This window comes from Natrialba taiwanensis DSM 12281, from assembly GCF_000337595.1.
Lineage (GTDB): Archaea > Halobacteriota > Halobacteria > Halobacteriales > Natrialbaceae > Natrialba > Natrialba taiwanensis.
Genome location: NZ_AOIL01000013.1, coordinates 215,165 through 227,000, shown reverse-complemented (window position 1 = coordinate 227,000; position 11,836 = coordinate 215,165). Strand labels below are relative to the sequence as shown.

Annotated in this window: 11 protein-coding genes; 8 read left to right on the top strand and 3 right to left on the bottom strand. The window is 64.1% G+C overall.

Annotation, left to right across the window (positions count from 1 at the left end):
- Positions 1 to 89 precede the first annotated feature (89 nt).
- Positions 90 to 2,759, bottom strand: a complete 2,670-nt coding sequence (locus C484_RS04835) for a methyl-accepting chemotaxis protein (protein ID WP_006824828.1) — start codon at positions 2,757 to 2,759, stop codon at positions 90 to 92.
- Between the two features lie 319 nt (positions 2,760 to 3,078).
- The gene (locus C484_RS04830; RefSeq protein ID WP_006824827.1) at positions 3,079 to 3,402 is read right to left on the bottom strand and encodes a DMT family transporter; all 324 of its coding nucleotides are present in this window, start codon (positions 3,400 to 3,402) and stop codon (positions 3,079 to 3,081) included.
- 138 nt (positions 3,403 to 3,540) lie between these two features.
- Here C484_RS04830 and C484_RS04825 point away from each other — a divergent pair, with 138 nt between their 5' ends.
- The 5 genes from C484_RS04825 (at position 3,541) to ribB (ending at position 7,317) form a co-directional block, all read left to right on the top strand.
- Entirely contained in the window at positions 3,541 to 4,266 is a 726-nt protein-coding gene (locus tag C484_RS04825; RefSeq protein WP_006824826.1) for an HAD-IIB family hydrolase, read from the top strand.
- 63 nt (positions 4,267 to 4,329) lie between these two features.
- Complete coding sequence (locus C484_RS04820) at positions 4,330 to 4,662, top strand: hypothetical protein (protein WP_006824825.1); 333 nt, start codon at positions 4,330 to 4,332, stop codon at positions 4,660 to 4,662.
- A 49-nt stretch (positions 4,663 to 4,711) separates the two neighbouring features.
- Entirely contained in the window at positions 4,712 to 5,776 is a 1,065-nt protein-coding gene (twy1, locus tag C484_RS04815) for a 4-demethylwyosine synthase TYW1 (protein WP_006824824.1), read from the top strand.
- A 93-nt stretch (positions 5,777 to 5,869) separates the two neighbouring features.
- Positions 5,870 to 6,577, top strand: coding sequence for a DUF120 domain-containing protein (locus tag C484_RS04810; protein WP_006666150.1), 708 nt, complete (start codon positions 5,870 to 5,872; stop codon positions 6,575 to 6,577).
- Complete coding sequence (gene ribB, locus C484_RS04805; RefSeq protein WP_006824823.1) at positions 6,574 to 7,317, top strand: 3,4-dihydroxy-2-butanone-4-phosphate synthase; 744 nt, start codon at positions 6,574 to 6,576, stop codon at positions 7,315 to 7,317. Before C484_RS04810 ends, ribB begins: the two co-directional genes overlap by 4 nt.
- Positions 7,318 to 7,370: 53 nt before the next feature.
- Here ribB and C484_RS04800 read toward each other — a convergent pair whose 3' ends face one another.
- Positions 7,371 to 7,754 carry a DUF7471 family protein gene (locus tag C484_RS04800; protein ID WP_006824822.1) on the bottom strand — a complete coding sequence of 128 codons (384 nt, stop codon included), beginning with the start codon at positions 7,752 to 7,754 and terminating at the stop codon, positions 7,371 to 7,373.
- A gap of 193 nt (positions 7,755 to 7,947) precedes the next feature.
- On the opposite strand from C484_RS04800, the gene C484_RS04795 reads away from it, so the two are divergent.
- The 3 genes from C484_RS04795 to C484_RS04785 all read left to right on the top strand — a co-directional run bounded on the left by C484_RS04795 (position 7,948) and on the right by C484_RS04785 (position 11,818).
- A complete protein-coding gene (locus C484_RS04795; RefSeq protein WP_006824821.1) occupies positions 7,948 to 8,475 on the top strand; it encodes a winged helix-turn-helix transcriptional regulator in 528 nt (175 codons plus the stop codon).
- Positions 8,476 to 8,594: 119 nt separating this feature from the next.
- Positions 8,595 to 9,806, top strand: a complete 1,212-nt coding sequence (locus C484_RS04790; RefSeq protein ID WP_006824820.1) for a hypothetical protein — start codon at positions 8,595 to 8,597, stop codon at positions 9,804 to 9,806.
- Complete coding sequence (locus C484_RS04785) at positions 9,803 to 11,818, top strand: copper resistance CopC/CopD family protein (protein WP_006824819.1); 2,016 nt, start codon at positions 9,803 to 9,805, stop codon at positions 11,816 to 11,818. The genes C484_RS04790 and C484_RS04785 overlap by 4 nt, the downstream gene beginning before the upstream one ends.
- Positions 11,819 to 11,836 lie beyond the last annotated feature (18 nt).

The window sequence follows — 11,836 nt, the reverse complement described above, 5'->3', positions numbered from 1 at the left end:
CACGCCGCTGTCTTTTGACGTTCTGGCCTTCGAACGGACTCTACGACCCGGACAGTCGATCCGAGTTCAGAACTGACCCGGAGTTCACCTCAGCGGTCCGTCCCAGTTTCGTCGGCGGTGTCGCCGGAAGCGGTCTCCTCTTTGTCGTCCGCCACCCCGTCCTCGTCAGCGGAATCGTCGGATGTCGCGTCGGGGTCCGCTATCGCGGGCGGGGTCTCACCCGTCGCTTCGACACCATCACGCGCGGTCGCCGCGTCAGTTTTGCCGTCGATCTCCGAATCCACCTTCGGCGCTGAACTCGCGTCGTCTATCTCGCGTTCGTCGTCAACGTATTGCAGTTCCGTCGCTTCGGTTGCGTCGATCGTTTCGTGGTCGTCCGCGTTCGCCGCGCGGGTCGCTTCTCGATCGGTCGTGAACGCTGCAACCGATTCCTGGAGGCTCACGGATTGCTCCGAGAGGGCGTCGGCGTTCTGACTCACCGTCGTAATCGCTGCAGTTTGCTCTTCGACGGCTCCGGCGACGGCGCTGGCTTCGCTCGCCGTTTCGGTGCTGATCTCGGTCACGTCGTCGACCATCGTGACGAGTTCTTGCGTCGAGTTGGCGATGCCGTCGGTGGCGTCGCTGATTTCCTGAACGCCGTGGTCGGCCTCGGTTACTTCGGCTTCGATTTCGCTGAAAGCGGCAGCGGATTGTTCGACGGTTTCGGTGCCGTCGGCGACGTGTTCGCGCATGGCTTCCATCTCCGCGACGGTGTCGGTGGTCTGGGACTGAACGGTGTCGATGAGTTGGTTGATCTCGGCGGCGGAGTCTTTGGTTTCCTCCGCGAGTTGTTTGACTTCGTTTGCGACGACGGCGAACCCGTTGCCGTTACCGTTTCGGCCGCCGTTGCCGTCGCCGTTGTTGGCGTGGGCCGCCTCGATCGAGGCGTTGAGCGCGAGGATGTTGGTCTGGTCCGCGATATCGGTGATGACATCGATAATCTCGTCGATTTCAGCCATCGAGTCGTCGAGTTCACGAATCGCCCGGAGCGTGGATTCGGTTCGGTGTTCGATGTCCTCCATTTCGTCGACCACGTCGCCCGCCGCCTCGCGGCCGTCGTTTGCGCGCTCGGCCGCGTGTTGGGAGGTTTCTGCGAGGCTGTCGGCGGTGGCGGCGATCTCCTCGATGTTCGCGGAGATGCCTTGCACTTCGCCGGAGATGGTTTCCATGCGGTCGTTCTGTCGATCCGCGTAGCCGGTGATCTGCTGGACGGAGTCGCTGACGGTCTCACTTGTCGCCTCGAGTTCGGCCGCGCGGGCTTGCACGTCGTCGCTCGCGTCGGAGACGTCGGTGGCGAACGCAGAGACGGTGGCGACAGTGCGCTCGATGTCGTCTAACATCTCGTTGAACGTCGTGGCGATTTCGGCCATCGGGTCGCTCTCGGTATCGGGGTCGAGTCGCCGCGTCAGGTCGCCGCCGGCACAGGCGCGCATGACATCGCAGTACTCGGTCGCCGTTCGTTCCAAGTGGTCGGTCATCTCCTGGGCGTCCCGACGGGCGCGTTCGGCGCGCTCTTTTGCTTCCTCGGCTTCTTTTCGCGCCGTGTCTGCCTGCGCTCTGGCTTGCTCCGAGTCTTCGCGGGCCTGTTCTGCCCGTGCGCGGGCCTGATCGGACTCCTCGATCTGATCAACGAGCGAAAGGCGCATGTCGTCGATCGACTCGTAGAGGGTGCCGATCTCGTCGATGCGATCCGATTCGACGGTCGTATCGAACTCGCCGTCCCTGATCGCGGCCGCGCGGTCGGACAGGTCGCTGAGCGATCGAGCGGTGGTGCGTCCGAGCACGACGCCGACGACGCCGATCAGTGCGACGCCGACGAAGGTGATCAACAGTCCGAACTGGGTCGCGCTGTGGGCGAAGCCAAGTGCCTCCGCTTCGGTCGTGTGGACGAGGACGGTCAAGTCGCTGGCGGTCGTGTAGTAGCCGACGACGTAGCCGTCAGGGTTGAAGTTGTAGGGAGCGCTCCGAAGCGTTTCCCCCGGCGGTTCGTCGACTCGGAGTGCGCCGCGACTCTCCGACTGGACCGTTTCGAGAACGCCGCTTTGGTCCTCGTAGGTCGTGAGGAACGTCGCGTTCTCGCCGTCGTCATTGCCCATGTAGGCGTCGTCGTTGACGATCCGGCCCTGTTCGTCGAGGATCGTCATGACGGTATCCGAATCCGCCGTGGAGATCATTCCGGTCGATCGGTCCGCTAGCCCGAACGTAAAGACGAGCGCGTGCTCGCCGTCGTTGACGCCGATATAGTAAGAAATCACTGGATGCGTATCGGCCGAGCGGCCGAGTTGGTCCGGCATCGAGTAGGGATCTGTTCGCGCGACGCCATCCGTCGAGAGATCCGAATCGAGTTCGTCGGCGTCCGGGAAGGCAAGCGTCTCTACGGAATCGGCGTCGCCGCCGACGCCGGTGACGACCTCGCCGGTCGTCGTATTGACGTAGAGGCCGTTCATCCGCGATTCAGGCATGTCGTAGTACGTTTCTTCGAGATAGGATTGAATCGCCTCCGGATCGTTCGTGTCGACGACCGGGGCGTCGGAAGCGGCCTGAACGACGTTTCGATTCTGTTCGAGCCAGGTTTCCATGGCCGTCCCTTCCTGGTAGGCCGCGTTCTGTCGCTCTTCGAGAGCGGATGCTTCCACATTATCCGTGAGTAACGTCGTCGCGGCAAAGCCGAGCCCGCCGATCAAGAGCCCGAGAACGAGAAAGACGACGCCGAACTTCAACGCATACTTTCGTCTGATGACTGACGGTACCAGTTGCCGTCCCTTCCACACCATAGCTGCTAACGCCGAGCAGCGTTCTTAGTTCTTATTGCCAGACAAGTCAATTTTGAATAGTATAACGGATAAAATGTCTGGATGAATATGATTGCCGGGAATGTTGTGAGTCACATCCAATATTTCGGCATATATTGAACTCAGTCGAACGAATCGGTCCGTTCTTGCTGACAACAACGAGTTCCGATCGACCGAGGGTCCCCGACCAGTCCCCCAGCAGTAACGGCGGTCGCCGATCGACGGCCACCGCGTATCTCTTCGCCGGTCAGTGACCGCCGGAAACGAGGTGGAGGCCAACGATTCCGACGACGATAACGCTGATGAATCCAACCCGGGCAAGCGTCATCGGTTCGTCGAAGAGAACGATCCCGAGCGTGGCGGTCCCGACGGCTCCGATCCCCGTCCAGACCGCGTATGCTGTCCCGATCGGAAGATCCGTCACGGCCCGTGCGAGGAGTATCATACTGATGGCGAGTGCGACGACAGTACCCGCCGTGGGAAGCGGCTTCGAGAATCCGTCGGAGTACTGAAGTCCGATCGCCCACGCGATCTCGAATACGCCAGCGACGAACAGGATATACCACGACATGTCCGTTTATCTCGTTTCCTGGCCGGGCTATAGGTTTCGTTTGCGGCTTTCCGTCACTATCGACCTCGGGCCCTCGAAATCCGGCGGCTATCCCCGCTTGCCCCGACGTTTTTAGGCCCCGCGCTGCCATCTGCGTGTATGCCTCCATCGCCATCCGCATCTTCCTCATCATCACCATCATCGCCGTCTTCACCCTCCCCGCCACCGCTCGTCTTAGACATCGACGGCACCCTCACGCGCCCCGAAGGCTGGGGCATCGACCCCCGAATCTTCGATCCCCTCCGCGAGTGGGACGCCCCCGTCATCCTCGCCACCGGGAAGGCCTTTCCCTACCCCATCGCGCTCTGTCACTTCATCGGCATTCCCGAACTCGTCGTCGCCGAAAACGGCGGCGTCGTCTACACCGGCGAGGACGCGTTCTTTACCGCCGACCGCGACGCCCCCCAAACCGTCGCCGAACAGTATCGCGCCGCCGGCTACGACCTCGGCTGGGGCGACGGCGACACGATCAACCGCTGGCGCGAAACCGAAATCGCCGTCAGCCGCGACCAACCCCTCGACCCGCTCGAAGCGTTCGCCGCCGACGCTGAACTCGAGGTGATCGATACGGGGTACGCCTACCACGTCAAGGATGCCGCGCCGAACAAGGGCGACGGCGTCGAGGTGATCGCCGAGCACGTCGGTATCGACCTTGCCGACTGCGTCGCGGTCGGCGATTCGATCAACGACGTCTCGACGTTCGAGGTCGTCGGCCGGAGCTTCGCGGTTTCGAACGCGGACGATGAGGCGCGGGCGGCGGCCGACGAGGTGCTCGATGCGGCCCACGCCGACGGGACCCTTTCAGTGCTCGAACGAGTTCGGTAACGGCGGCGATCGCAGGCGGGCGCTACGCAGAACGCTTTTGCGTGTCCCGTCGAAGGCTCACGTATGGACGCAGCCGAGGTGGTGATCGCGCTCGGTGGGGTCGTCGGGACGCTCGCGCTCTTCGCGTACGTCTCCCGGGATGCGGCTCGCAACGAGGTCCCGCGGTCGCGGCTCTGGGGGGTGATCGCGGCGGCACCGTTCGCCGTCGGCGTGTGGCTGTATCTGTTCGCGCCGGCTCCCATGCCCGGCGTGATCATGACGGCAAACACCGGCATCGTGTTGTACACCTTCGAACGCGGAATCGCGAACGAGGACGACGAACCGGCGGAGCCGGGGCAGCTGCCACACGCGCCCGCGACGAGTTCGGAGGAATCCGTCGATTCGCAGACGAAGTAACGGACGACACCACACGTCTTTTGGTGGCCCCTGTCCAAGCGATTGCAACATGAGCGATTCCGCCGACGCCGGCGTCGAGGTGGGAGCCGACGCCGATCCGGACCAGGGTCGGGACCGAGACGGGAACGACGGCGACCCCGCCGGCGGACCGGCACAGGTCTCGAGCCCGAACTATCACAGCGAGAACCACACCGCCGCCCAGACCTGCGGCTGGACGGCGAACGCCCTGCGCGGGGACGGTCGGTGCTACAAGAACATCTACTACGGTATCGAGTCCCACCGCTGCATCCAGATGACGCCGGTGGTCAAGTGCAACGAGCGCTGCGTCTTCTGTTGGCGGGACCACCAGGGTCACGCCTACGAGATGGACGAGGTCGAGTGGGATGATCCCGAGGCCGTCGTCGACGCCTCGATCAAACTGCAGAAGAAGCTCCTGTCCGGATTCGGCGGCAACGACGAGGTGCCGCGCGAGGTTTTCGACGAAGCGATGGAACCCCGCCACGTCGCCATCTCGCTCGACGGCGAGCCCACCCTCTATCCGTACCTGCCGGAACTGCTCGAAGCCTTCCACGACCGGGACATTACCACCTTCCTGGTCTCGAACGGTACCCGGCCCGAGGTTCTTCGAGAGTGCGATCCCACGCAACTGTACGTTAGCGTCGACGCGCCCGAGCGTCACACCTTCGATCAGGTCGTCAAAGCCGTCGACGACGACGCCTGGGACCGCCTCCTCGAGACGATGGCCGTCCTTCGGGACAAAGACGAAACTCGCACGGTCCTCCGGACGACGCTCGTCAAGGGCGAGAACATGCACCACCCCGACTGGTACGCCGGCTTCTACCAGCAGGCCGACCCCGATTTTATCGAACTCAAGGCGTACATGCACGTCGGCCACTCCCAGGGGCGACTGGACCGCTCGTCGATGCCCGACCACGAGGAGGTTCTCGAGTTCGCCGACGCCGTCAAATCGTACCTGCCAGAGTTCAGCGAGTGCAAGGGCGTGCCCTCCTCGCGCGTCGCGCTGCTCTCGAAGACGAGCGATACGTGGGTGCCGAAATTGAAGAAGGGAAGCAAGTTCTGGGCGCGCGATCCGGTGACCGGAACGGGCGACTGACCGGACGCGATAAACGCTCGACAACGCCATAGCAGTTCTGTTACGCATTCCACATTCGATACGCTTTTGACCGGTGATGACAAAGCGTCGGCTATGTCAACGACAGCGGAGTCCGCCGTCGGCCACGACGAACTCGCCGTCCTCAAATTGCTCGCCCTCGAAGGCGGGCTCGAAGGCGACGTCAAAATTTCCTGTTCTCATCTCGCCGACCGGCTCGACGCGTCGAACCAGACCGCCTCGCGCCGCCTCCAGCGCCTCGAAAGCGCCGCCCTCCTCCAGCGCGACACCGTCAGTGACGGGCAATGGGTCGGGATCACCGACGCTGGTGAACACGCGCTCCATGCCGAATACGAAGACTACCGACGGATCTTCGAGACCGACTCGGAAGTCGAACTCGAGGGGACCGTCACGAGCGGCATGGGCGAGGGTCGTCACTACATCTCCCTGCCCGGCTACAACCGTCAGTTCGAGGACCGCCTCGGCTACGAGCCGTTCCCGGGCACGTTAAACGTCGACCTCCGGGACGACAGCGTCCGCCGCCGCAGCGCGCTCTCCTCGCTCGAGCCCGTCCACATCGACGGCTGGGAGGACGACGACCGCACCTACGGCCCCGCGGTCTGTTACTCGGCGACGATCGAAACGGCGGACGGTCGACGGTACGAGACCGCCCACACCATCGCCCCCGAGCGAACCCACCACGACGAGGACCAACTCGAGGTCATCGCCCCCGACAAACTGCGCGAAGAACTCGAGCTGGAGGACGCCGACCGCGTGACGGTCATTGTGGGTGATCGCCAATGACGGGTCAGCAGGCCGGCGCACACCCGGACACGGACCCGAACACGGACGAGGGAACGGAAACCAGCACGGAGGCGGTACCCGGATCGAGTTCAGAACGGGAGTCGATCGACCACGCGCTGCAGGCGCTCCGCGCGGGCGAGCCGATCCTCGTTCACGACGCGGCCGACCGCGAGGGGGAGACGGATCTCATCTACCACGCAGACGCCGTCACACCGGACGCTGTCGCTCGGATGCGCAACGACGCTGGGGGTCTCGTCTGCGTCGCGCTCGGCCATGACATCGCCGAGGCGTTCGACCTCCCGTTCTACGGCGAGGCCGTCGACCACCCCGCGACCGGGGACCACAACCTCGGCTACGACGAACGGTCGTCGTTTTCGCTGACCGTCAACCACCGCGACACCTATACCGGCATCACCGATACGGACCGCTCGCAGACTATCCGCGCGCTCGGTGAGGCCGCTGGCACCCCCGCGACAACCGACTTTGCGTCGGAGTTCCGCGTCCCGGGCCACGTCCACCTGCTCAAGGGTGCCCCGGATCTGCTGGCACAGCGCGAGGGCCACACTGAACTCGGCCTCGCGCTCGCGGCGGCGGCCGACCTGCCGCCCGCTGTCGTCGTCTGCGAGATGTTAGACGACGAGACCGGGCAGGCGCGCACGCCGGCCGACGCCCGCGTCTACGCTGATAACCACGACGTTACGTATATCGAGGGGCGGACGGTTCTCGATCGGTTCGCGTAGCGGTCGTCTCGTCCGCGTTGGCCCCGAGTGACCGTTCGTGGTCGACCACGCACTCACTCCTTCACGTGCTCGCCCTCGATACCGTCATCACTGCTCCCGGGCCCGGCATATCTATCTCTCGACGGACTTCTGCTTCGGTACACGATATACAGAACGAGGGCTGCAATAGAGAAATCAACCCCGTGTCCGACGAGGTGGTGGATCGTCATCGGTACCAGCCCGAACACCGTCCCGAGTCCGATGATCGACCGCGCGACGAGCAATCCGAGGACGACCGTGATCAACAGATACCGACTCGACCGGCGCTGCAGATAGGCGACGAGCCCGACACCGAGCAACGCTGTCGTTCCGACGACCGCAAGGCAGATCACGGCGAGTAACACGGGTGCGAACTCGGGATCTACCCACCCGATATCGAACGGGGTCGTGTAGTCCATCGGCGCGGCTCTATGTCGGATGGTGAGTCACGTATGTGCTTCGGTGCGATCGTCGACTCGGAACTCGCCGCTCGCCGCTCGCCGCTCACCGCTCGCAACTCGGGCCGTTCCCGTCCGTCGGGAACGACCGCAACCCGTTATCACGATCGCTAGCAGAGACGTACATGCAGGACCGCCACAGCCATTAGCCACTATGAGTGATACGCGACGCCGAATCAGAACGCACGTGCAGGACAACGCCGGTATACACTTCAACGAACTCGTCAGAACGTCCGACTTCGCGCCGGGACAGATCCAGTACCACGTCCGGCGACTCCTGGACCAAGATGAACTCGTTCGGTGTGAGTTCTACGGTCGGACCCACTACTATCCGCTGGAGTACGACGAGCGTGAGCGGACGATGCTGGCGCTGTTCCGTCGGGAAACGGCTCGCGAAATCGTCGTCTATCTGATCGAACACGAACCAGCTTCCCCGGTTGCCGTTGCCGACTCACTCGGTATCGCCAGAAGCACACTTGAGTACCATCTCGACCGCCTCGTCGAACACACAATCGTCGAGAAATCCTACGACGAACGCAATCGCGTGACGCTCGTGCTCGCAAACCCGGAGTCGACGGGCAGATTATTGTCGACGGTCGAGCCGTCGGTTCCGGATCGATTCGTCGATCGGTTCACGCGGCTCGTCGACGGATTGCTCGAGGAGTCTCCCGAATCGCGCTAACTGCGTTCGCGTCGTCGCGCAGTCCGGGTCGCACGGTCGCTCGTTTTCGAGGATTGTACCACAATTTCGATATACGTACCATAACTACGAATAATGTAGCGTGTCCCAGGTGAGAGTATATGGACACATCCATCGATCGACGACGACTCGTACAGGGATTGAGCGGCGGTTTCGTCGTCGGACTCGCCGGCTGTCTCGGCGGTGACGAGGACGAGGACGATCCGGCGGAAAACGGCGACACAAACGACGAGAACGGCTCGGCCGAGGACGGCAGCGCCGGGCTCGCGTACGCCTTCGGCCCGGAAACGATCGCACTCATCGACCCATCCGAGGGCGAGGTCGTCGATGAACTCGCGGACGGTGTCGACGGCTACACCTACGGCGATGCCGTGCTGACGAACGACGGGAACTACCTCTTCGTTATCGAAGACTCCCTCTCGCAGGTCCTGGTCATCGATACTGCATCCCGCGAAATTACCGCCGAGGTTGCGATCGGACCCGGCGGCACCCACATGTACCATCCCAACGACGAGGAGATGTGGGCCCACTCCGACGCCGAGGGAACGTTCTACGTCATCGATACGTCGTCCCACGAGGTCGTCGAAACCGTCGAGGCCGGCCTCGACGGTGAAGGCCACGGTAAACTCCTCTACCACGACGATTTCGGCTCGACGGGCTACGCGACGAACGTCAACGACGCGGCGGCACACGTCATCGACATGGACGCCTACGAGCGCGTCGACTCCATCGAACTCGGCGACGAGGGCGGTACCCACTACAAGGCCTACAGTCCGCAAACCGGGCTCGCCTACTTCGAACGCTCCGGCGGCGTCGGGACGACCGCCGTGGTCGACACCGAGACGAACGAGGTCGTCGACGAACTCGAGTTCACCGGCGGCCTGTATCTCACGCCGGACGAGGAGCGACTGGGCAATATCGGCGAGAGCGAGATTCGCCTTCTCGACGCGACGAGCGAGACTACCGACGAAATCGGGTCCGTCACGGTCGAGGGCGGCCCGGACGCCCTGGAGTACTACGAGGCCGACGACACGCTGTACGGCTTTACTGCGAACACGATGACGCCCGAGGCAGCCGTCATCGATCTCGACGACCTCTCAGTCGTCGACCACATTGACGCCGGGAGCATCGAACAACCAGAGGACGCCCACAGCCTCCACCGATCAGCCGTCTCGGGCGACGGCTACTTCTTCACGCCCGCGGATGCCGACGGAACCGTTGCGGTGATTGATATGGCTGCTCGTGAACTGATCGAACACGTCCCCGTCGAGGAGGGTGTCGGCACCGTCCAGTACGTTCCCGAGTCAGAATGAGCGCCGACGAATCGCTCGAGTGCAAACGGCGGTCCGGTTTGCGACCGGCGTGGGGACTCGTCGCGCTCGCTGTCGCAGCCCTCATACTCACGAGTCTTGCGACGCCGGTCGCGGCGCACGCGTACTTGAGCGATTCCGATCCGGCCAACGGCGAACAGATCGATGCCGTTCCCGACGAGATAACCCTCTCCTTCTCGGGCGACGGCGTGCAGGTCGCCGACGCGACCGTCACCGGCCCCGACGGCGCGGACGTAAGCGGCGCGGCCGAAATCGACGACGACTCCCAACTCGTTCGCGTTCCGATCGAGCGTTCGGCCGACGAGGACGACGCTGAAGGGCTGTACAGCGTCGAGTGGGAGATCCTCGCCGACGACGGCCACACGGTCAGCGGCTCGTTCGTCTTCAGCGTCGGAGACAAACCGCTCGACAGGGATGCAGTACTCGAGGCCCACGAGGACGAGGGACCGGATGAGGATGTTTCGCCGGTCGCTGCCGGCGCGAAAGGACTGTTGCTGATCGCACTCGTCTGTCTCATTGGTGCCCCGATTACGGCCGTTGTCGCCGTCTATCCGGCCGTTTCACGAGTCGAGTCGTCGTTTCGGTCGCTCCGAACAGTCGACCGCAGACTCGGCCGAGTTCTCGCCACAGCGGGCGCTGTTCTGTTCGGTTCCGTACTCACGCTCGGACTGGTGCGGGCGACCTCGATCGGGTCGCTTTCCCTCGAAACGCTCGTTCGGTTCGCCGACACACCGCTCGGCCGCGAGTGGCTTGTTCAGGTCGGATTGACCGCACTTCTCGGGGTGATCCTCGTCGGCGGACTAACCGGACGGCTCCCTCGGCGAGGGTGGCTCGCCGGCACCGCAGTCGGAGCAGCCTTCGTCGGTGCGACCGTCGGCTGGACGAGCCACTCGGCCACCGCCATCGATCGGTTCCAGGGAGCCGCCATCGATATCGCCCACCTCGGCGGTGCCGGCCTCTGGGTCGGCGGACTCGTCGTCCTTGCACTCGTCGTCCCAGCCGCGCTTCGCGAGGCGAAGCCGGTCGACAGAAACGACCTCGCCGCCGGGACGATCCGGCGTTACTCCCTGCTCGCACTCGCCGGCGTGACCCTCGCCGGCGCGACCGGACTCGTCCTGGCGAGTTGGCACGTCCCGTCGCTCGCCGCACTCACGGATTCCCTCTACGGACTCTCGCTCTCCGCGAAGTCCCTCCTCGTCCTGCTCGCGCTCGGGCTCGGCGGTCTCACCCGGTTCGTCCTCCTCTCCCGGCTCGCGGAGCACTCGAGCCGAGAGTTCACTGCGGCTGCCGCCGCCGATATTGATACCGATACCGTCTCCACGTTCGTCCGCGCCGTTCGCTTCGAGGTCGCCGTTCTCGTGGCGGTCCTGCTCATCTCCGGACTGTTGACGTCGGCCCCGACTGCCGCAGTCGTCGATGACGGAGCAGGCGACTCAGAACTGGCGACGATCGAACGCGAGGTGACGGACGATGTCGCTCTCGAACTGCAGGCAGGACCGACGGCTGGCAGCGCTACTGGGACCGCCGATGAAACCGAGAATTCGGACCGTTCGAACGGCCAGCAACTGCGCGTCCGGCCCGGCGATCCAATCGTCTTCGACGTTACCTTCGCGAGTTCAGCGGCGGCGGGCGACGGAGAGCGGATCGACTCGGACGGCCCGGTGCGCCTGCTCGCGACTGCGACGGAGGGGGACCGGACGATCAACGTTGAACTCGAGGAGACCGCGGGCGGAACCTACGCGACGGTTCAGACGCTCCCGGTCGAGGGCGATTGGGAGGTTCGGCTTACCGGCAGCCCGAACGACGAGTTCGTCAGCGAGACGTACGACGTGCGCGTCGAGACTGCCGAGACGGGTGACGCACACGCCGACCACGACAGCGGAGCCACCGGCTCGCCGTTGTCGTTGCTCCTCCAGTTCGGCGCTGTGGCGATTGCGGTCGTCGGCTCCGTTGCCGTCGCCGTCGAAGCGACTCGGTTCCGGGAGCGAGCCTGACGGTGTCGCACAGCCGTC